The organism is Actinocatenispora rupis (assembly GCF_016861975.1).
GTDB classification, from domain to species: domain Bacteria; phylum Actinomycetota; class Actinomycetes; order Mycobacteriales; family Micromonosporaceae; genus Actinocatenispora; species Actinocatenispora rupis.
This window is the reverse complement of sequence record NZ_BOMB01000038.1, coordinates 24,677-43,416: the sequence shown is the minus strand read 5'-3', so window position 1 is coordinate 43,416 and position 18,740 is coordinate 24,677. Positions and strand designations below refer to the sequence as shown.

Sequence of the window (18,740 nt, the reverse complement as noted above, 5' to 3'; positions counted from 1 at the left end):
TCGGGGGACGCGGGTTGCGAGGTTCGGGGTGTGGTGTGCCCGGTTGCGGGTGAGGGCCGGCACAACAGCGTGCGTTTCCGGCGGACCCGACCTTACCGTCGGTTGCCATGCGTGGACTTCAGGGACGGCCGGTACGGGCCGCGGCGGTGGCCGGCGGCGCGCTGGCGCTGGTGGCGGGATTGCTTGGTGGATGCGGAAAGGCGACCGCCGGGAAGCCGCACGCGGTAGCGCAGACCGGGGCGCGGTCGGCCAGCGCCTCCCCATCACCGAGCGTGTCGTCGGCCAGCGCGGCGCCGAAGCGTTCGAAGGCGGCGAGCCGGGGTACGGAGCGGGCAGCGAAGCCGCGGGTGACGGTGATCGGTGACTCGATCAGCGTCCGGTCGACCCCGGACCTCCAGCAGCAGTTGCCGGGCGTGTCGATCGACGCGGTCGTGGGGCGCCAGCTGTCGACCGCGCCGGGCCTGGTACGGCAGCACGCCGGCGCGCTCGGCGCGAACTCCGTACTGGTGATCGAGCTGGGTACGAACGGTGTCGGCGGTACGGCGGACCTGAACGCGGCGATCGACGCGGCCGGCCCGAAGACCAGGATCGTCCTGGTCACGATCGACGCGGCCCGGTCCTGGCAGGACCCGGTCAACCAGCAGATCCGGCAGGTGGCCGCGGCGCGGCACGCCACGGTCGCGGACTGGCACGCGGCGATCTCCGGCCGCGAGGACCTGCTCGTCGACGGCGTCCACCCGGGGCCGCAGGGGCAGCAGATCTTCGCCTCGACCATCGCCGGTGCCGTACACAAGGCGGCCGACGCCGGGTGACGTCCGGCGGTGGGCTCCGCGACGCTGTATCTTCGGCGCGGATAGGCCACCAACAGGCGGGACGGTCGATGGATCACCTCACACAGCGCATGCGGTACCGGCTGATCACCGGGCCGGACGACGCGGAGTTCTGCGCGCGGGTGAGCGCGGCGCTGGACGAGGGCTACGAGCTGTACGGGTCGCCGACGATCACCGTCGGGGAGAACGGCGTGGTCGCCGCCCAGGCGGTCGTGCTGCCCGCGTACGAGGCGGTCCGGATCCGGAACAACACCACGACCGCGGAGCCGGTCGAGTAGGGCCCGGGGTCGCGCGGCGCGCGTCGCCGCCGGTACCGTCCGGAAGCCATGGACGGTGCGGATCGCGACAACCCACGCAGAGCACCCCGGCCGCGGGATCTGAGCGCCGCCGAGCTGGGGTTCAGCCGGCAGCGCCCGGTCGCCTGGCTGGCGCCGGGACTCCTCGCCGGTACGGCGGTGCGGGTCGCCGCGGCCAGCATGTTCGGCGCGATCCTGGACAAGCGCGAGTTGCAGGCGGCGCTGCCCGCCACCGTGTACGAGCACGACCAGGACGACGAGCTGTGGTTCGACTTCGTCGCCGACATCGGTGACGGCTTCGACGCGACGTACTCGATGGCCTGGTTGCTGGGGCAGCCGTCGCTGTCGCCGGACGGGGTGGACGGGGAGCTGCCGCGCGGCCGGGTGCTCGTGATGGGCGGCGACGAGGTCTACCCGACACCGTCCTGGCGCCGGTACGAGGACCGTACGAAGGGTCCGTACCAGGCGGCGCTGCCCGGCAGGGACGGCGAGGAGCGCCCGACGCTGTACGCGCTGCCCGGCAACCACGACTGGTACGACGGGCTCACCGCGTTCCTGCGGCTGTTCGGCAAGGGCAGCCGGTTCGGCGGCTGGCGTACCCGGCAGGCCCGGAGCTACTTCGCGCTGTCGCTGCCGCACCGCTGGTGGCTGTTCGCGATCGACGAGCAGCTGGAGGCGTACCTGGACGAGCCGCAGCTGCGCTACTTCCGGGAGGCCGCCGAGGCGCTCCGCGAGGGCGACCGCGTCATCCTCTGCACGTCCCGCCCCACCTGGGTGTACGCGGCGCGCGACCCGCAGGCGTACGACACGGTCGACTACTTCATCCGCAAGATCATCGAGCCGACCGGCGCCCGCGTCCCCGTCGTACTCACCGGCGACCTGCACCACTACGCCCGGTACCAGGGCGAGAAGGCGCTGATCACCTGCGGCGGTGGCGGCGCCTTCCTCTACCCGACGCACCACCTGCCACAACAGCTGTCGGTACCGCCGGTCGACGCGCCGCGCCGCGGTGTCAGCCCGCCCAGGCCGTACGAGCTGGCCGGTACGTTCCCGGATCGGGGCACGTCGCGGCGGATGGGCCGGGGCGTGTTCGCCCGACTGCTCGGCCGCAACCCCGGTTTCGCCGCGGTCACCGGCCTGCTCCACGCCCTCCTCATGTACGCGTTCGTCACGTGCGGCACGCGCGTCCTGACCGCGCCGGTGATCACCCTGTCCGCGCTCGTACTCGGCTCCACGACCGCCTGGGCGCTCGCCGACGTCGACGTGCACCACCGCTGGCGACACTGGCTGGCCGGGATCCAGCACGGCGTCGCGCACCTGGGCCTCGCCGCCCTCGGCGCGTACGCCTGGTGGCACCTGCCGCTCGTGCACCTCCCCGGCCCGCTCCCGGTACTGCTCAGCGCACTCATCTACCTGCCCGTCGCCGGCGTGGTCGCCGCCGAGCTGACCGCGGCGTACCTGATGGTGGCGGGGCGGTTCGGGGTGAACGTCGAGGAGTCGTTCGCGGCGCAGGGCATCGAGGACGCCAAGTCGTTCCTGCGCCTGCACCTGAACGCGGACGGCGAGCTGACCATCTACCCGATCGGCCTGGCCCGCGCCGGCCGCGACTGGATCGCCACCCCGGACAACCCGGCCGGCAGCTCGTGGATCACCCCGGCCCGCCCGCTCGAACCGCACCTCATCGAGGGGCCGCTGCACTTCAGCTAGCCGGTACGTCGGCTGGCGCCCGCGGTGCAGGCGGTCCCGTACGCGAGCTGGCCCCGCGCGTCAGCTGGCGGCCGGCGTCGCGGTGGTACCGGGTGTGCCGAGCGGGACGGGATACCGCACGCCGGTCAGCTGCTCGGACAGGTCCCACAGCCGGCGTTGCGCGTCGGTGTCGTGGGACCGCGCACTGGACGGGACCGGGACGGGATGCCCGGTCCATTCGTTGCGGCCGTCGGGCCCGAAGTACTCGCCGCCGGTCGCGGCGGGGTCCACGGCGGCGCGGACGGTGGACAGCGCCGCCGTCGTCGGGTCCTGCAGGAGCCAGGAGGTGAGCAGCCGCAGCCGGGGGTTGGTGACGATCCGGATCGGGAGTTGGTCGCTGCCGAACGCGGTGCGGGCGTTGCCGGGATGGGCGGCCACCGCGATCGTCGACGCCCCGGCCGCGGCGAGTCGCCGGTGGAGCTCGTACGTGAACAGCAGGTTGGCCAGCTTGGACTGGAAGTACGCGTCGTTGCGGCGGTACCCGGCGCCGAAGTGCGGGTCGTCGAAGTTCATCACGCCGCGCTTGTGGCCGACGCTGCTGACGGTCACGACCCGCGAGGCCGGCGTGCTCAGCAGTCGTTCCAGGATCAGCCCGGTGAAGGCGAACGCGCCGAGATGGTTGGTCGCGAAGGTCTTCTCGAACCCGTCCTCGGTGATCTCGTGGCGGCGGATGAGGGCCCCGGCGTTGTTGATCAGCAGATCGACCTGGGCGTGGTCCCGGCCGACCTGCTCGGCCGCCCGGCGGACCGATGCCTGGGACGACAGGTCCAGCTCCAGCGTTCGTACCGACGCCGTCGGGGTCTCCGCGCGGATCCGTTCCCGGGCGTCGTCGGCCTTCCGTACGTCGCGGCAGGCCAGCACGACCTGCGCGTGGTGGCGGGCGAACACCCGTGCCGTCTCGAAGCCCAGACCCGAGTTCGCTCCGGTGACGAGGACGGTACGGCCGCTCTGGTCGGGTACCTCGTGCTCGGTCCACACCATGGTTCGCTCCTTCTCGGTGCCGGCGATGCGCGATGGCCGGCGCTGTCCGCGACGAGCACGTCCCGGGCCGTGCGGAATAATCGGGATCGTCATCCCGGTTGAACTATCCGGGATGGCCATCCCGCTTGTCAAGACGTCGGCCCGCGCAAGGCGCCGGCGCGAAGAGGAGACGCCGTGACCCGAGCGCAGCGCCCGATGCGGGCCGACGCCCAACGCAACCGCCAGCGAGTGCTGCGCACCGCGGCGGAGGTCTTCGCCGCCGAGGGACTGTCCGTACCGGTGCACGAGATCGCCCGGCGCGCGGGCGTCGGTACCGGCACGGTGAGCCGGCACTTCCCCACCAAGGAATCGCTCTACGCCGCGGTCCTCCTCGACCGGATGGGCCAGCTCAGCGGGTACGCCGACAGCCTGGCCGCGGAGGACGACCTTGGCACCGCGTTCTTCGCCCTCTTCGGCCGCCTGGTGCGTGAAGGCGCCGCGCACCGGGGGCTGGCGGAGGCGTTGGCCGGCAGCGGGTTCGACATCGAAGCCGCCGCGTCGTCCGCCGGCTGCAACGTCTCCGACCGGCTGCGCCGGCTGCTCTCCGAGGCGCAGGACGCCGGCGCGGTGGACCCCGGCGTCACCTTCGCCGACATCAAGGCGTTGATGGCCGGCTGCCTGGCGTACGACGGGCCCGACCCGGACCGGGTCATCGACGTGATCTCCCGCGGGCTCCGCGTACCGGGCTGACCGGCCGCGGCACCGCTACGACTCGTACCGGGACTCGTACGCCTGGCGGGAGCCGCACACGCTCGCCCGGCTGCACGAACACCGCGACCCGTCCGCGTCCAGCCGTACGGTCACGGCGTCGCGCGGCACGCTGTGGCCGACGACCCGGCCGGCGCCGTGCTCGGTCTCCACCCGTTCGCCGACCGCCGGCGCCGACTCCTGGAACCGTTGGTACAGCGGGTGCTCGTACTTGAGGCAGCACATCAGCCGGCCGCACGCGCCGGAGATGCGCAGCGGGTTGAGCGGCAGGTCCTGGTCCTTCGCCATCCGGATGCTGACCGGCTCGAAGTCCCGCAGGAACGTGGCGCAGCACAGGTCCCGCCCGCACGACCCGATCCCACCCTGTACGCGGGCCGAGTCGCGCGCGGAGAGCTGCCGCAGTTCCACCCGGCAGCGCAGGGTCGCGCCCAGGTCCCGTACCAGCGAACGGAAGTCCACCCGGTGCGGGGCGGTGAAGTAGATGGTGGTGCGGGCGCCCTCCTCGACCCGGCCGGTCGCCGGCTCGGGGCCGGGCAGGTGGTCGACGGCGACGACCTTCATCGGCAGTTCGTGCTCGCGAATCAGCTTCTTCGCCGCCACCTTCGCGTCCGCCTTGCGCCGCCGTACGAGCGCGTCGCGGTCCAGGTCGGCGGTACCCGCGGGGCCGGCGAGCTTGGGGAAGCCGGACGTGTCCTCGTCCACCCACTGCGCCGCCCACACGCACTCCGCGACCTCGGTGCCGTCCTCGGTCGGGACGAGCACCCGGTCGCCGACGGCCGGCGTGTGCCCGGCCGGGTCCAGGTAGTAGAGCCGGCCGTACCGGTTGAAGCTCACCGCGCAGAGCATGCCCACGCCCCAGACAGTACGGCTCGCTCGTACGGGTGAACACCCGTCACCGCTGAGCGGTACGCCCCGTTACGAGTGGTGTCGGTGGTGGGGGGATTCCACCGAATGGTGCACCGGGGGTGCAGGACAGGGTCGCGAGTCGTCGTTCGGCACAGTTCGACGGCTCGCGGCCCTGATGCCTGATCGGCCCTGATGCCTGGTCGGGACGCCAACTCAGTCCGGGTACCGGAAGCCGGCGAAGAGCTGTTCGTGCAGCTTCTCCTGCGCCCACTCGGCCGCGGTCCGGGCCTGCTGGCAGGCGGCGAGCACGGTACGGGACAGCTCCCGCGCGCTCCGGCTCCGCAGCGCGCTCTCCGCGATCCGTACGTCCCGGAACGCGCCGTCGGCGGTCACCACGATCTCCACCAGACCGTCCCCGGACCGTACGGTGACGTCCGCGCCGGCGGCCCGGTCCGCGAGCACCGCGCGGCAGCGTTCCAGCCGGCGGTAGTGCTCCGTCGCCGCCTCGATCCACGCCTCGTCGACCTCGCGTGGCACCCGCGCCTCCCGTTCGTCCGTCATTCCGGCTCGACCCGCAGCACGCGCCCGCCGCCGCGTGCCACCGGCTCGTCCCGACCACCCGACCCACCGGGTACGCCCCGGCGCAGTGCGCCGCCGTCCGCGAGTACCGGACGCAGCGCGGCGAAGCACGCGGCGCCCAGGTCGGCCGCCGCCACCGCCGCCGTACCGGAGGCGGACAGTTCGGCGGCGCCACCCGTACCGACGGGCGCGGTGCGCAGGTCCACCGCAGCCGGTCCCGTGCCGTACCGGAGGAAGAAGTCGCGCAGTGCGGCGCGCAGCCCCGCGTACCAGTGGGCGAGGCGGGCGCCGTGCCGGGCCGCCGCGGCGAGGGACGCCGGCAGCCCGTCGGACAGGTGCGCGGACAGCACCGCCCACCGCCCGTCGAACGCCGCGCGCCCGGCACCAGCCCACCCCAGCCGGTCCGCGTACCGGTCGAGCGGGGCGGCCGCGGCGAGCACCGCCGAGCGGCGTACGGCCAGGTCGTGGGCGGCCTGCCAGGGTACGGCGGGGTCGGTGTGCACGATCGCGGCGGCCACCGCACCCGGCAACGCCCGGAACTCCCGCAGCCCGGCGACGATCGCGTGCCCCGGCGCCACCCCGTACCGGTGGAGCGCGTGGTCGACGTGGTCGAGCAGGTCGAGCAGGTCGTCGGCGACCGCGTCGAGCCGGTCCGCGGGCGGTGCGGCGGGCCGCCAGCCGGCGGGCAGGATGCCGTCGCCGACCGCGCGGGTCACCGGTCCGCCGCCCGCCGCAGCGCGGCGTCGGCGCCGTCGTCCACCGCCCCGTACCGCCGGGCTGCGAGGCCGATCTCCGTGCCCAGCCGGCTCAGCCGTACGGCGGTGGCGGACAGGTCGGCGGACTGTTCCCGGACCGCCGCGGCCCACTGTCGGTGCAGCTCACCGGCCAGTTCCCCGAGTACGCCCGGGGCGGCGCGGCAGCCCGGCGCCGGTACGTCGACGGGCGTGGTGTGCAGCGCGTCGGCCGCGTCGTGCAGCCGCCCGGCGAACGCCGCCAGCCCGACCGGCTCGTCGCCCACGCCGTCTCCTCGCCCCGAAATGATCGCTGAGCGTACGTACGCGACTCCGTTCGTCGCCACCCCGTGCGCATTCCCGACAGTCGCTTGACAAACGCCGTCAGTCGGCGTCCCGAAACCTCCGCCGGTACGCACCAGGCGACGTCCCCAACCGCCGCGTGAAGTGGTGCCGCAGCGCGGCGGAGTTGCCGAAGCCCGCGCGTACCGCGATCTGGTCGACGCCGAGGTCGGACTCCTCCAGCAGCCGGCGCGCCAGCAGTACGCGCTGCGCGGTGAGCCAGTCGTGCGGCGTCGTCCCGGTCTCGGACCGGAACCGCCGGGCGAACGTCCGCGGCGCCAGGTGCGCCCGTACGGCCAGCGACTCGACCGTCTGCTCGTCGCCGAGATGTTCCTGCATCCACGCCAGTACGGGCTGGAGCGAGTCGGCGGCCGGCGCCACCGGCGTCTCGATGTACTGTGCCTGGCCGCCATCCCGGTGCGGCGGCACGACCATCCGCCGGGCCAGCGCCGTCGCCACCGCCGAGCCCTGCTCCTGCCGGATCAGGTGCAGGCACGCGTCGATGCCCGCGGCCGTGCCCGCGCTGGTCAGGATCGGCGCGTCCTCGACGTACAGCACGTCGGGGTCGACCTTGGCCAGCGGGTACCGCGCCGCGAGCTGCTCCGCGTACATCCAGTGGGTCGTGCAGCGGCGGTCGTCGAGCAGCCCCGCCTCACCGAGTACGAACGCGCCCGAGCAGACGCTCAGCACCCACGCCCCGCGCTCCGCCGCCGCCCGCAGCGCCGCCACCACCTCGTCCGGTACGTCGAGCACCTCGCACTCGCCGCCCGTGAACCCGGGCCCCATCGCCGGTACGGCCACCACGTCGGCGTCCGCCATCGGCGCCAGGTCGTGCCCCGGCACGATGTCGTACCCGGAACGGCAGCGCACGGGGCGTCCACCCGGCGAGCACAGCGCGAACTCGTACGACGGGAAGCCCTGCTCGGTGCGGTCGGTGCCGAACGCCTCGCAGATCACGCCCAACTCGAACGCCGCGACACCGTCCAGCGCGAGCGCGGCCACCTTCTTCAACACCCCTCCGACAGTACCGGCAGGAAATCGACGGTCAATGGCTTCTCTGCCACTGTGCGCCGGCCCGGCGACGGACGAGCATGGATCACGTCGATGGCCATCGGCAGTGCCGGAGATCCACCACCACCTCGCGTACCCGGAAGGGGTCCGTCATGTCCGCACTGCTGTTCATCGTGGGTTTCGCCGCTCTGCTGGGTGTCGCGCAGCTGTTCGGCTGGACGCACGACAGCCGGGACTCGGCCGACTGGCACAGCCCCGAGCGCGCCTCCCGGCCCGACCACGCCGCGCCCGTCACCCCGATCGCCGGCCGCGTCCACACCGGTACGGCCCGCCTCGACACCCACCCGCACCAGCACGCCGCCTGACTCCGGGTACCCCGGCGGCGCCGTGATCGGCGCCGTCAGGCAGGCTTGGGGACATGGCAGCGGGCAGCGAGCAGTGGTACTCGGACGACATCGCCGAGGTCGTCGTCTCCGCGGAGCAGATCAAGGAGAAGACGGCCGAGCTGGCCAAGCAGGTCGCCGCCGACTACGCCGACCGCGGCGAGGTCCTCCTGGTGGGCGTGCTGAAGGGCGCGGTCATGTTCATGGCCGACTTCGCCAGGGCGCTCGAACACCCGGTCGAGCTGGAGTTCATGGCCGTCTCGTCGTACGGGGCGCGGGCCACCTCGTCCGGCGTCGTACGGATCATGAAGGACCTGGACCGGGACATCACCGGCAAACACGTCATCGTGGTCGAGGACATCGTCGACTCCGGGCTCACCCTGAGCTGGCTGCTGAAGTACCTGACGAGTCGGGGTCCGGCCTCGCTGGAGGTCGTCGCGCTGCTGCGCAAGCCCGACGCGGTCAAGGTGGACGTGCCGGTGAAGTACATCGGCTTCGACATCCCGAACGAGTTCGTCGTCGGCTACGGCCTGGACTACGCCGAGCGCTACCGCGAGCTGCCGTACGTGGGGCTGCTCCGTCCCGAGGTGTACGCCCGCTGACGGTGTTCGCCGACGGCGCAACGCCCCGCCGGTACGATGGTCCTGACCAGCGGTTACACCGAGGGTAGTGCGGTTCACACGGGGGTTTTGGGGCGCTTCGTGGTCGGCCCCGCTGGTCTGGCTCCGCGCTGGTCGTCTCCACGGTGTACCTTCGAATGACCGGGGACTAACTGGTTCACGCCGGTCGTCGACCGGCGAGTCGCAACGACGGTGTGAGATCGGGAGGGGCGGGGCGCGCATTGCGGGCCCGCAACGGCATGGAGCGAACTCGATTCTTTCGTAGGCCGCTGTTCTGGATCATCTTGGTGATCCTCGGCGCGATCCTGCTCAGCTCTTTCATCACCGGCGGCGACGACTACAAGAAGGTCGACACCTCGGTCGCGATGGCGCAGCTCAAATCGGGCAACGTCAAGAGCGTCAAGTTCGAGGACAAGGAACAGATCCTCCAACTCAACCTGAAGAAGCCCTATCAGGGCTCGGGCAGCAACAAGGTTGATTCGGACAAGATCGAGGCGTCCTTCCCGGCGCTGTCCGCGGACCGGATCTACAACCAGGTCCAGACCCAGGTCGCGGACGGCAAGGTGCAGAGCCTCGACGTCAAGGTCACCAAGGACAGCGTCTGGGTGCAGCTGCTGATCAGCCTGCTGCCCGTCGCCGTGGTGGTCGTGCTGCTGGTGCTGTTCATGTCGCAGATGCAGGGCGGCGGCAGCCGTGTCCTGAACTTCGGCAAGTCCAAGGCCAAGCAGCTCACCAAGGACATGCCGAAGACGACGTTCGCCGACGTCGCCGGCTGTGACGAGGCGATCGAGGAGCTGGAGGAGATCAAGGACTTCCTCCAGAACCCCGCCAAGTACCAGGCGCTCGGCGCGAAGATCCCCAAGGGCGTGCTGCTGTTCGGCCAGCCCGGTACCGGTAAGACGCTGCTCGCGCGCGCGGTCGCCGGCGAGGCGGGCGTGCCGTTCTACTCCATCTCCGGTTCCGACTTCGTCGAGATGTTCGTCGGTGTCGGTGCCTCCCGGGTGCGTGACCTGTTCGAGCAGGCCAAGGCGAACGCGCCGGCCATCGTCTTCGTCGACGAGATCGACGCGGTCGGCCGGCACCGTGGCGCCGGCCTCGGCGGCGGCCACGACGAGCGCGAGCAGACGCTGAACCAGCTGCTCGTCGAGATGGACGGCTTCGACACCAAGGGCGGCGTCATCCTGATCGCCGCGACCAACCGGCCCGACATCCTCGACCCGGCGCTGCTGCGGCCCGGCCGGTTCGACCGGCAGATCGCCGTCGACACCCCGGACATGGAGGGCCGCAAGGCCATCCTGAGGGTGCACGCCCGCGGCAAGCCGTTCACCCCGGACGTCGACCTTGAGACGCTCGCGCGGCGTACGCCCGGCTTCACCGGCGCCGACCTGGCCAACGTGATCAACGAGGCCGCGCTGCTGACCGCCCGCGCCGGCGAGAAGGCCATCTCCGACGCCAACCTCGAAGAGGCCATCGACCGCGTCATCGCCGGGCCGGAGCGCAAGACCCGGGTGATGAGCGACAAGGAGAAGAAGGTCACCGCGTACCACGAGGGTGGGCACGCGCTGGTCGGCTGGGCGATGCCGCAGCTGGCGCCGGTGCACAAGGTGACGATCCTGCCGCGCGGCCGGTCGCTCGGGCACACCCTGGTGCTGCCCACCGAGGACAAGTACTCGCAGACGCGGTCCGAGATCATCGACACCCTGGCGTACGCGCTGGGTGGTCGGGCGGCCGAGGAGCTGGTGTTCCACGAGCCGACCACCGGTGCCGGCGACGACATCGAGAAGGCCACCGGCATGGCCCGCGCGATGGTCACGGAGTACGGGATGAGCGCGAAGCTCGGCGCGGTGAAGTACGGGACGAAGGACTCCGAGCCGTTCCTCGGCCGCGACATGGGCCACCAGCGCGACTACTCGGACGAGATCGCCGCGGAGATCGACTCCGAGGTGCGGTCGCTGATCGAGATGGCGCACGACGAGGCGTGGGAGATCCTGGTCGAGTACCGGGACGTGCTGGACCAGATCGTGCTGGAGCTGGTCGAGAAGGAGACCATCACCAACGCCGACATGGCCCGGATCTGCGCCCGCGTGAAGAAGCGCCCGCAGCTCGCGCCGTACAACGGGTTCGGCAAGCGGAAGCCGAGCGACAAGCCGCCGGTGCTCACGCCGGGCGAGGTCGCCACGCTGAAGCAGCAGGCTGAGGCGGACGGCGCGGCGGCGCTCGCCGGCGACACCCAGCCCGCCGGCTCGATGAACGCCACCGGCACCCCGCGCCCCGACGGGCAGCAGGACACGCCGCCGGCCGAGTCGAGCGACCAGCCGGTCGGCGAGGGATCGAGCGAGTGGCCCCGGCCGCGGCCGTTCGGTCAGTCCGGCGGACTCGGCGAGACGCACTGACGCACCAGAGATACAGGACGACAAGCGGAACGGGCCCGGCCACCAGCCGGGCCCGTTTCCCATGAGGAGGGTGTCGTGAGCGACGCGGAGCCGGACCTCGACCACGTGGCGGCCCGACTGATCGGCGGCGGGATCAACGGCCGGCCGGTCGAGGACACCGTCGACCTCAAACGCATCGAGGCCGCGGTACGCGAGATCCTCGTCGCGGTCGGCGAGGACCCGGACCGCGACGGGCTGCGCAGTACGCCGGAGCGGGTGGCGCGGGCGTACGCGGAGATGTTCGCGGGGTTGCGGGTTGACCCGGCGCGCGTGCTGACCACGTCGTTCGAGGCCGGGCACGACGAGATCGTGCTGGTCAAGGACATCGAGGTGTACTCGAACTGCGAGCACCACCTGTTGCCGTTCCACGGCGTCGCGCACGTCGGGTACATCCCGGGGTCGGACGGGCGGATCACCGGGCTGTCGAAGCTCGCCCGGCTCGTCGACGCGTACGCGCGGCGGCCGCAGGTGCAGGAGCGGCTCACCTCGCAGATCGCCGACACGATGGCCGAGCAGCTCGACCCGCGCGGCGTCATCGTCGTCGTCGACTGCGAGCACCTGTGCATGTCGATGCGCGGCGTACGCAAGCCCGGCGCGCGGACCGTGACCTCCGCCGTACGTGGGCATTTCGAGCGGAGCGTGGCCGCCCGCAACGAGGCGATGTCGCTGATCCTCGGCCACTGAGCCGCGCGTACGTCCCGATTCCGCCCGGTTGCAGGGCAGCGCGCCAGTGACGTACTTCGATAGGCTCGTGTCCGGTTAGCGGATCGTGTCGAAGGGGTCACGCGATGGGCCTTGCGGACAGGGTGGGCGGACTCCAGGTCAGCCTCGACAACATGACCGACGCGGCGCACTGGGTCGACGCCGTACGGGCCGACTGGGACCAGGAGGTCCTCGGCCGGTACCGCGGGCACGTCGAGCCGTTGAGCGACGGGCGGGACGGGCACGCCGCGGCGCAGGTACCGGACTGGGACAACCCGTTCGGGCGGTTCACCGAGGCCGACACCGTGCACGGCAACGTACGGGCCGCGCACGACATCATGCGGGACCGCATGGCGCGCGTCTCCGAACTGCTGCAACGGCTCGGCGAGATCACCGCCCAGATCGGCGACGACTACGACGCCACCGAACTCCGCAACGCCGCCATCCAGCGCCGCGTCGCCGAACTCCTCGACGACCCGGTGTTCGGGGTGACGACGTGAGGGCCGGCGTCGAGGGCGCCGCCGCCGAACCGGACGGCAGCTGGGAGGCCGCCGTCGCCGACGTGACCGTCGCCGGCCGCCCCACCGTCGTGTACGACCTGGCCAAGCAGTGGCACACGCTCGCCGGGCGTACCGCCGACTCCCTGCGGTACCTGGAGAAGCTGCGCGCGCTGCTGTTCGACGGCCGCGACGCGTGGCGCGGGCCGGCGGCCACCGAGTACCAGCAGGTGTTGGCGGAGATCGGGCGGCGCATCGAGCAGGTCGAGCAGGACTGCCAGCGGCTCGCCCGCCACCTCGACCGCACCGGACAGTCGCTGTCCACCGCCGTCTCCCGCATCCCGGTGCCCGTCGACATCGGGCACGACTTCCTCGTCTTCGGGCGTACGCACGAGCTGCCCGGCGGCACCGACCTCGACGACTCGCTGCACGACCCGAACGCGTTCGTCGGCGCGCTCGTCGCCGACTACCGCGCCAACCCCGAGAAGTACCGGGACTTCCGGGCGATGCTGCTGCAGAGCGACGAGTACGGTGCGGCCGCCGGTGGACGCTACAGTCGCGGGCCCGCCGACGACCAGGGCACAACCGGAACCGCCGACGAGCGACGCCGGCAACTCGTCGACGCCTGGTACCAGCAGAACGCCGGCGTCGCCGCGCACGCGTACGGTGCGCTGCGCGCCGAGTACAACGAGCAGGCGCCCAGCCTCGACCTCGACAGCGGCGGCACCCTCGCCGCCAGCGACACCGGCGGCAGTGGCGGCGGCACCGGCACCGGCGGCAGTGGCGGCGGTACCGGGGCCGTGCCGGCCTCGTACGGCGGGGGGACGCGGCTCGCCGGATCCGGCGCCGGGCTCGTACGGCCCGGCGTTGCCGACGCCGGGCCCGGACTGTCCCCGACCGCGCCCGTCACCAGCGCGCGCGACGCTGTGGCGGGCACCGGGCCCGGGGACGGAGGCGGAGCGGTCGGCGCACCGGGCGTGGGGGCCGCGGCGGGGGTAGTGACGCGCCGGGAGTGGCAGGGCGACGAGGACGACGTCTGGCAGGTCGAACTCGGCCCGCCCAACGTCATCGAGTGACGATCACTCCGGCACCCGTAACCCACAAACCTTCCACCCGAACTCGCTCTTCAGTTCGAGGGTCCAGGTCTGTTCAGGGTTGTCGACCATCGTGCCGTCCGTGGTCGTAGTGGTGGTGACGTTGGTCGAAAGGCGCGCAGCGCTGTCGGTCTTGCTGACCGTCTTGAAGCCGCCCCAGAGGTAACTCACGCTCGACGACGGCTGGGCCTCGAAATCCTTGACCTGCTTGATGAGCTTGGCAACCCGCTGATGGAACGGCTTGCTGTCGCACATGTAGCCCTGTGCAAGATCCATGCTGCGCTGATTGAGCATGGCGTCGAGGAACCCGTCCGCTGCTCCTGCTGGTGTGGACTGATGGCCCGCCTTGTAGGCGTCCTGCCCGACATAGAGCACCGCGACCGCAACGACGACGGCAACGACCGCACCCACGCCAGCGGCAAGAAACCCTGCGACAGTCAAAGGGGTACGGCGGATGGGGCGTTTGACGCGGCGTGTCTTCGGTGCCTTCGGCGCGTCGAGTACGGGGGGTGGGGTCATCGCTTCACTCCGCCCAGACCAGGTAGACGGGTACCTCGGTGCAGCGGGCCGGTTGTCCGGTGAAGGCCCAGCGGTACCAGTCTGACTCATCGCAGATGCGTACGTGGATGGAGCCGTCGTCGTGTTGGAACGGCTCGGTGACGGCGCGCAGGTCGCGGCGCTGGTCGTCGGGGGAGACGACCACGACGCGGCGGCCGGTCAGCCCGGGCGCGTCGCGTGCCGGTACGGGGGTGCGCGGTGCGGGCGCGTCGAGCGTGACGAGGCGGGAGAGCAGGTCGCGCTGGTTTCCGCCGCCGGCTGGGGCGGTGCCGGTCCGCTCGACCCAGACCCGTTCGATCGGTACGAGCGGGGCGAACACCTCGACCTGGTCCTGCTCGGCGCGGTACCAGTCGGATTCCACGAGGACGGGGACGAGGTCGGTGTCGCCGTGGCGTACGGCGTCGTCGGCGCGCAGGTCGCCGCGCCAGCCGCGGTCCGGCGACCCGGTGACGACACGCCGCCCGCGCAGGCCGTCGACCTGTGCCGCCGGTACCGGCACGATCGGTGACGGGTCGTCGGGAAACCAGAGGTCGTCCATGGGGTCCATCATCGGCCAGCGCGATGGCGGTGGGTGCTCACCGGCCACCGACCGGCGCGCCCTTGTCGCGCATGAACGGGACGGGGTCGATCGCGCCGTTGCCGGACAGGTCGTTGTGCAGGTGTACCTCGAAGTGCAGGTGGGGGCCGTCGGCGTTGCCGCTCTGGCCGACCTTGCCGAGCTGCTGGCCGACCTTGACGGTCTGCCCGACGTGCACCATCGGGCGTTCGATCATGTGGCAGTAGCGCGTGTTGACGCCGTCGGCGTGTTTGATCTCGACGTACCAGCCGCAGCCGGGGGTGTTCATGCTGCCGTCGGTGTCGCAGTTGCCGGTGTCCGGGTCGCACTTGGCGGTGATGACGAGCCCGCCGGCCGCGGCGACGATCGGCGTACCCTTCGGCGGCGCCAGGTCGACGCCGTAGTGCATGAAGCCGCCGCGCGGTCCGAACGGCGAGCTGATCGGCCCCTTCACCGGCTGCACCCAGCCGGACGCGGCGGGTTCGCCGGCGGCGGCGCAGGTGCCGGACGTGGTGGCCGTGGCGGTGAGCGCGCCGCGGGCGGCGCCGTTGGTCAGCGTGTTCACGATGTTCGTCGCGTCCGACTCCCACTTCGCGTACGCGTCGGGGAAGGCGCTGTTCTGCACCATCTGCGCGGCGACCGTGACGGGGAGCTGCTGCCAGCCGGGCAGCGACAGGAGCTTCTTGTAGAACTTGCCGGCGGAGGTCGCCGGGTCCATCAGCTCCTTGACGGTGCCCCAGCCGCCCTCGCCCTCCGGCGCCGTCGGCCGCTGCTGGAACAGCCCGACCGAGTCGTGGTCGTGCCCGACCGAGTCGTGCGGAAGCGCCATGCTGTGCTCCACGACCAGCGGGTACGCCGGGTTGTCGTTGGCGTACACGTGCAGGCTGGACTCCTGGAGCGCGGTGGCGATCGCGACGACCCAGCCGCGCGCCGGCACCTTCATCTTCATGCCGGCCTGGATGATCGCGTACGCCCGCGTCTCCTGCACCTGGCTGTATCCCGACACCTGCGGCAGCCGCCCGTACGACGCGAGCTTGCCGCCACAGCCGACCGGGTTGGTCGCCGGCGTGGACTGCTTGCCGAACAGGCCGGTCAGCGCGACCGTGCCGCCGAGTCCGCAGCAGAGCAGCACGAACGTCGCGGCCACCGAGACCGCGACCCAGATCCCACGCCGCCGCCTCATGACTTCGGCGTCCAGTCGATGCCGTCGACGCGCCACACCGTGCCGTCGCTGGTCAGCCGGAACGTCAACATGCCCGCGTCGGTCGGCAGGTCCACGTCCGCCCACACCGCGCCGTGGTCACCGAGGCTGGCCACGCCGGTCAACGCGTCGGCCGGCACCGTCATCGGGTCGATCGTCCTGATCGTCGTCGCGAGCTTCGGCGTGGCGTACTTCGTCAGCGCGGCGCGCCACTGCTTCGCCGGCACGTCCGACTTCACGTACGCCCGGCCGAACGAGGTGGCCACCACCAGCGGCCCCGCCTGACCCGGCTTCACCACCGGGTCCGGTTTGGACGGTGCGCCGGTCGGCCCGTCGTTCGGCGCGCCCGACTCGCCGGCGTCCGCCGACGCCTGCCCGCCGGACACCGTGCCACTCCCGCCGTCGTCGCCGCTGCCGCCGAGCCCGAACACCCGACCCACCAGTACGACCATGATCACCGCCAGCGCGGCGAGCCCGGCGAGGCCGTACCGGCTGGTGACGAACGCGAGCACGCGGCGCATGACGGCCTCCCGGCGTGGTCAGTTTCTGGACCGGGAGGCGTCCGCCCCCTGGTGCCGCGAGAAATCACGTTCGAACGAGCTGGCGTCCGCCGACAGCGCCGCCTCCGACTGCCCGACCGTGTACGACAGGTCGCGCCGGTCCTCGCTGCCGTCCGCGTACCGCCCGGTCTCCGGCACCCACACCCGGTCGTCCCCCGCGTACGCCGGGGCGGGCGTGCCGCGGCGTTCCGGCTCGGGCGTCGACTCCTCCGTCGGACGCGGCGTCGGAGACCCGGCCGGCGCCGGATCGTCCGCCGACGGCGGCGGCGAGTCCGTACCGACCGGCCCCTCCGAACCCGCCGGCGGCACGCTGTCCTTCGTCTGATCGGCGCGCTTGCGTTTCGGCTCGTCCTTGTCCTGCGCCTCCACGTCGCCCAGCGCCGCGGCACCCGCCGCGCCGATCGCCACGCCCTTGAGATCGGAGAAGAACCGCTTGTGCCACGACCCGATGTTGGCGATCTCGCCCATCGGCGACTTGCCGCCCAGCTGCGTGATCCGCCGGTACGGCCGCAACAGCAGCCACCCCACGATCCCGCACAACCACACCAACGTGATCTGCAACCACCCCGGCAGCGACGCGGTGTTCATGATGATGTCCACCGCGAACAGGTAGATGGACGCGCCGGCCCCGAAGATGATGATGTTGAAGATCGCGGCCACCACGATGTTGATGAGCCGCTTGAACCCGGCGCTCGCCGGCCGCAGGATCGCGATCGTCCCGATCACCGGAATCGCCACCACGGCCCACCGGAAGATCAGGAACCCCAGGATGATCAGCAACGACGCCGCGATGTCGAAGAACCCGAACGCCAACGCCGAAATGATCGAAATCAACCCGGCCCCGATCCGCGCACTACCCTCCTTGCCCTGCAGGTAGTTGTATGCATCCGGATCGTCGACCTTGATCTCTTGCGCAACCCGCCGGAAGGTGTCGGCCTTCGTGCTGAAGATCTTGTTTCGCTGCGAGGGATCCTTCTGGATCAGCGCGGCTTCCTGCCAAGTCAGGGATCCGCTGTCGTACAAGACGCGGCCGTACCGCTTGGCGGTGTCGCTCGTGGCAGAGCCGAGTGTCCCGCGAAGCCAGTTGTTGTACAGGACCGCCTCGGTTGCGGTGTCTCCTGCCCGAACGGCGGGAGGGCGGTGGTCGTAGCACAGGCGAGGGTCGTGCGTCGCGCCCAGCACGGGATTCGGCTTGGCGTTCTCACACTTGTTGAGGGGGATCGTCTTGGACTGCGGCCCGACCGCATCATGGACGATGCCGAGAGACGTGACGAGAGTGCTGTCGGCAAGGTGCGCCGAAACCAAGGGCCATGCGGCCACAGCGGTCACGACCACCATGACGAGAACTGCCCAGCCCGCCGTTGTCAACGCATCGCTCATATTTGCCTGGCGCGAACGCCAAAGCAGGTAAAGGCCGACCACGGCGATGGTGATGACGCCGAAGATGCTGAAGACCTTCTGGTAGACCGCCTTTGTTGCGGTCTTCACAAGCTTGTCGGACCAACCCCACATCTTGTCGGGTTCGTAAGCTCGCTCCCGGAACGCGTTCGCGGCTCCGACAATGCCGGTCGCCACCATCAGTTCGCCGTTGGCGATCGTGGTGGTCGCGCTCGCGTCGCTCGGTAAGGGTGATGCACCCGAGGCGCAATCGGGGTTGTAGATAGGGTAGGTGTAGCCGGCGTAACCGTACTTGCTGTAGAGGTCGGTGATACCCGGCCCGAGTTTCGGGTTCGCTGCGAACCATCCGCCGAACCCGGAATCCGGACGTGCGGGAGTGGGCACACCCATGCAGTCGTTCATTGTTGAACTCACCGCAGGCAGCTTCTTCGCGCATTCCCGCCACTGATCCGGCTTCTGCCACTGCGCGATGGTGCAGTGGGAGGGGTCGGCTTGGGCGGGGGAGGGGAAGAAGAGGGTGGCGGTGGCGGTGACCAGTACGGCGAGGAGGAGGACGACGCGGCGTTCGCGGCGGGTGGCGGGTCTCGTGGCGGCGGACAGTCCAGGGTGGCGGGCCAGCCGGGCGATCAT

The 18,740-nt window shown here is 71.4% G+C and carries 20 protein-coding genes and 1 pseudogene; 10 read left to right on the top strand and 11 right to left on the bottom strand.

Annotation, left to right across the window (positions count from 1 at the left end; genetic code table 11):
• Window positions 1–107: 107 nt before the first annotated feature.
• The 3 genes from Aru02nite_RS29555 (at window position 108) to Aru02nite_RS29545 (ending at window position 2,833) form a co-directional block, all read left to right on the top strand.
• The gene (locus tag Aru02nite_RS29555; RefSeq protein WP_203663199.1) at window positions 108–812 is read left to right on the top strand and encodes an SGNH/GDSL hydrolase family protein; all 705 of its coding nucleotides are present in this window, start codon (window positions 108–110) and stop codon (window positions 810–812) included.
• Between the two features lie 68 nt (window positions 813–880).
• Entirely contained in the window at window positions 881–1,108 is a 228-nt protein-coding gene (locus tag Aru02nite_RS29550) for a DUF1737 domain-containing protein (protein WP_203663197.1), read from the top strand.
• Window positions 1,109–1,156: 48 nt separating this feature from the next.
• Window positions 1,157–2,833, top strand: coding sequence for a metallophosphoesterase (locus Aru02nite_RS29545; protein ID WP_203663196.1), 1,677 nt, complete (start codon window positions 1,157–1,159; stop codon window positions 2,831–2,833).
• A gap of 60 nt (window positions 2,834–2,893) precedes the next feature.
• Here the strand turns inward: Aru02nite_RS29545 and Aru02nite_RS29540 are convergent, their stop codons facing one another.
• The gene (locus Aru02nite_RS29540) at window positions 2,894–3,853 is read right to left on the bottom strand and encodes an oxidoreductase (RefSeq protein ID WP_203663195.1); all 960 of its coding nucleotides are present in this window, start codon (window positions 3,851–3,853) and stop codon (window positions 2,894–2,896) included.
• Window positions 3,854–4,048: 195 nt separating this feature from the next.
• Between Aru02nite_RS29540 and Aru02nite_RS29535 the strand changes: the two genes are divergently transcribed.
• Window positions 4,049–4,582 carry a TetR/AcrR family transcriptional regulator gene (locus Aru02nite_RS29535; RefSeq protein WP_373325011.1) on the top strand — a complete coding sequence of 178 codons (534 nt, stop codon included), beginning with the start codon at window positions 4,049–4,051 and terminating at the stop codon, window positions 4,580–4,582.
• Window positions 4,583–4,597: 15 nt separating this feature from the next.
• On the opposite strand, the gene Aru02nite_RS29530 is transcribed toward Aru02nite_RS29535, so the two are convergent.
• The 5 genes from Aru02nite_RS29530 to Aru02nite_RS29510 all read right to left on the bottom strand — a co-directional run bounded on the left by Aru02nite_RS29530 (window position 4,598) and on the right by Aru02nite_RS29510 (window position 8,112).
• On the bottom strand, window positions 4,598–5,452 hold the full coding sequence (locus Aru02nite_RS29530) for a PSP1 domain-containing protein (RefSeq protein ID WP_203663193.1): 855 nt from the start codon (window positions 5,450–5,452) through the stop codon (window positions 4,598–4,600).
• A gap of 207 nt (window positions 5,453–5,659) precedes the next feature.
• Complete coding sequence (locus Aru02nite_RS29525; RefSeq protein ID WP_239077029.1) at window positions 5,660–6,007, bottom strand: YbaB/EbfC family nucleoid-associated protein; 348 nt, start codon at window positions 6,005–6,007, stop codon at window positions 5,660–5,662.
• Window positions 6,004–6,741, bottom strand: coding sequence for a hypothetical protein (locus tag Aru02nite_RS29520; protein WP_203663192.1), 738 nt, complete (start codon window positions 6,739–6,741; stop codon window positions 6,004–6,006). The genes Aru02nite_RS29525 and Aru02nite_RS29520 overlap by 4 nt, the downstream gene beginning before the upstream one ends.
• Window positions 6,738–7,043, bottom strand: coding sequence for a hypothetical protein (locus Aru02nite_RS29515; RefSeq protein ID WP_203663191.1), 306 nt, complete (start codon window positions 7,041–7,043; stop codon window positions 6,738–6,740). Before Aru02nite_RS29515 ends, Aru02nite_RS29520 begins: the two co-directional genes overlap by 4 nt.
• 97 nt (window positions 7,044–7,140) lie before the next feature.
• Window positions 7,141–8,112: a GlxA family transcriptional regulator gene (locus Aru02nite_RS29510; RefSeq protein WP_203663189.1), complete on the bottom strand. Its 972-nt coding sequence runs from the start codon at window positions 8,110–8,112 to the stop codon at window positions 7,141–7,143.
• Between the two features lie 149 nt (window positions 8,113–8,261).
• Between Aru02nite_RS29510 and Aru02nite_RS29505 the strand changes: the two genes are divergently transcribed.
• From Aru02nite_RS29505 to Aru02nite_RS29480, 6 genes and pseudogenes are all read left to right on the top strand, one after another.
• Window positions 8,262–8,474: a hypothetical protein gene (locus Aru02nite_RS29505; protein WP_203663188.1), complete on the top strand. Its 213-nt coding sequence runs from the start codon at window positions 8,262–8,264 to the stop codon at window positions 8,472–8,474.
• Window positions 8,475–8,527: 53 nt separating this feature from the next.
• Window positions 8,528–9,094: a hypoxanthine phosphoribosyltransferase gene (gene hpt, locus Aru02nite_RS29500; RefSeq protein ID WP_203663187.1), complete on the top strand. Its 567-nt coding sequence runs from the start codon at window positions 8,528–8,530 to the stop codon at window positions 9,092–9,094.
• Between the two features lie 257 nt (window positions 9,095–9,351).
• Window positions 9,352–11,325: pseudogene (gene ftsH / locus Aru02nite_RS29495) on the top strand (ATP-dependent zinc metalloprotease FtsH); the annotation flags it as partial.
• A gap of 255 nt (window positions 11,326–11,580) precedes the next feature.
• Window positions 11,581–12,228 (top strand): GTP cyclohydrolase I FolE, encoded by a 648-nt coding sequence (folE, locus tag Aru02nite_RS29490; protein ID WP_239077028.1) that lies wholly within the window; start codon window positions 11,581–11,583, stop codon window positions 12,226–12,228.
• 104 nt (window positions 12,229–12,332) lie between these two features.
• Window positions 12,333–12,746, top strand: coding sequence for a DUF2563 family protein (locus Aru02nite_RS29485; protein ID WP_203663182.1), 414 nt, complete (start codon window positions 12,333–12,335; stop codon window positions 12,744–12,746).
• Entirely contained in the window at window positions 12,743–13,819 is a 1,077-nt protein-coding gene (locus Aru02nite_RS29480) for a WXG100 family type VII secretion target (protein WP_203663180.1), read from the top strand. The genes Aru02nite_RS29485 and Aru02nite_RS29480 overlap by 4 nt, the downstream gene beginning before the upstream one ends.
• A 3-nt stretch (window positions 13,820–13,822) precedes the next feature.
• Here Aru02nite_RS29480 and Aru02nite_RS29475 read toward each other — a convergent pair whose 3' ends face one another.
• Genes Aru02nite_RS29475 through Aru02nite_RS29455 form a run of 5 tightly spaced genes read right to left on the bottom strand, consistent with a single transcriptional unit; the run spans window position 13,823 to window position 18,740 of the window.
• Window positions 13,823–14,356 carry a hypothetical protein gene (locus tag Aru02nite_RS29475; RefSeq protein WP_203663178.1) on the bottom strand — a complete coding sequence of 178 codons (534 nt, stop codon included), beginning with the start codon at window positions 14,354–14,356 and terminating at the stop codon, window positions 13,823–13,825.
• A 4-nt stretch (window positions 14,357–14,360) separates the two neighbouring features.
• The gene (locus Aru02nite_RS29470) at window positions 14,361–14,945 is read right to left on the bottom strand and encodes a hypothetical protein (protein ID WP_203663176.1); all 585 of its coding nucleotides are present in this window, start codon (window positions 14,943–14,945) and stop codon (window positions 14,361–14,363) included.
• 25 nt (window positions 14,946–14,970) lie between these two features.
• A complete protein-coding gene (locus Aru02nite_RS29465; RefSeq protein WP_203663174.1) occupies window positions 14,971–16,134 on the bottom strand; it encodes a M23 family metallopeptidase in 1,164 nt (387 codons plus the stop codon).
• Window positions 16,131–16,673, bottom strand: a complete 543-nt coding sequence (locus Aru02nite_RS29460) for a hypothetical protein (RefSeq protein WP_203663172.1) — start codon at window positions 16,671–16,673, stop codon at window positions 16,131–16,133. Before Aru02nite_RS29460 ends, Aru02nite_RS29465 begins: the two co-directional genes overlap by 4 nt.
• 18 nt (window positions 16,674–16,691) lie before the next feature.
• Complete coding sequence (locus Aru02nite_RS29455; protein WP_239077038.1) at window positions 16,692–18,740, bottom strand: MFS transporter; 2,049 nt, start codon at window positions 18,738–18,740, stop codon at window positions 16,692–16,694.

Coding starts and splice junctions, on each gene's coding strand:
- Aru02nite_RS29555 (WP_203663199.1), top strand. CDS start 108: ATGCGTGGACTTCAGGGACGGCCGGTACGGGCCGCGGCGGTGGCCGGC.
- Aru02nite_RS29550 (WP_203663197.1), top strand. CDS start 881: ATGGATCACCTCACACAGCGCATGCGGTACCGGCTGATCACCGGGCCG.
- Aru02nite_RS29545 (WP_203663196.1), top strand. CDS start 1,157: ATGGACGGTGCGGATCGCGACAACCCACGCAGAGCACCCCGGCCGCGG.
- Aru02nite_RS29540 (WP_203663195.1), bottom strand. CDS start 3,853: ATGGTGTGGACCGAGCACGAGGTACCCGACCAGAGCGGCCGTACCGTC.
- Aru02nite_RS29535 (WP_373325011.1), top strand. CDS start 4,049: ATGCGGGCCGACGCCCAACGCAACCGCCAGCGAGTGCTGCGCACCGCG.
- Aru02nite_RS29525 (WP_239077029.1), bottom strand. CDS start 6,007: ATGACGGACGAACGGGAGGCGCGGGTGCCACGCGAGGTCGACGAGGCG.
- Aru02nite_RS29505 (WP_203663188.1), top strand. CDS start 8,262: ATGTCCGCACTGCTGTTCATCGTGGGTTTCGCCGCTCTGCTGGGTGTC.
- hpt (WP_203663187.1), top strand. CDS start 8,528: ATGGCAGCGGGCAGCGAGCAGTGGTACTCGGACGACATCGCCGAGGTC.
- Aru02nite_RS29485 (WP_203663182.1), top strand. CDS start 12,333: ATGGGCCTTGCGGACAGGGTGGGCGGACTCCAGGTCAGCCTCGACAAC.
- Aru02nite_RS29475 (WP_203663178.1), bottom strand. CDS start 14,356: ATGACCCCACCCCCCGTACTCGACGCGCCGAAGGCACCGAAGACACGC.
- Aru02nite_RS29470 (WP_203663176.1), bottom strand. CDS start 14,945: ATGATGGACCCCATGGACGACCTCTGGTTTCCCGACGACCCGTCACCG.
- Aru02nite_RS29465 (WP_203663174.1), bottom strand. CDS start 16,134: ATGAGGCGGCGGCGTGGGATCTGGGTCGCGGTCTCGGTGGCCGCGACG.
- Aru02nite_RS29460 (WP_203663172.1), bottom strand. CDS start 16,673: ATGCGCCGCGTGCTCGCGTTCGTCACCAGCCGGTACGGCCTCGCCGGG.
- Aru02nite_RS29455 (WP_239077038.1), bottom strand. CDS start 18,740: ATGATCGCCCGGCTGGCCCGCCACCCTGGACTGTCCGCCGCCACGAGA.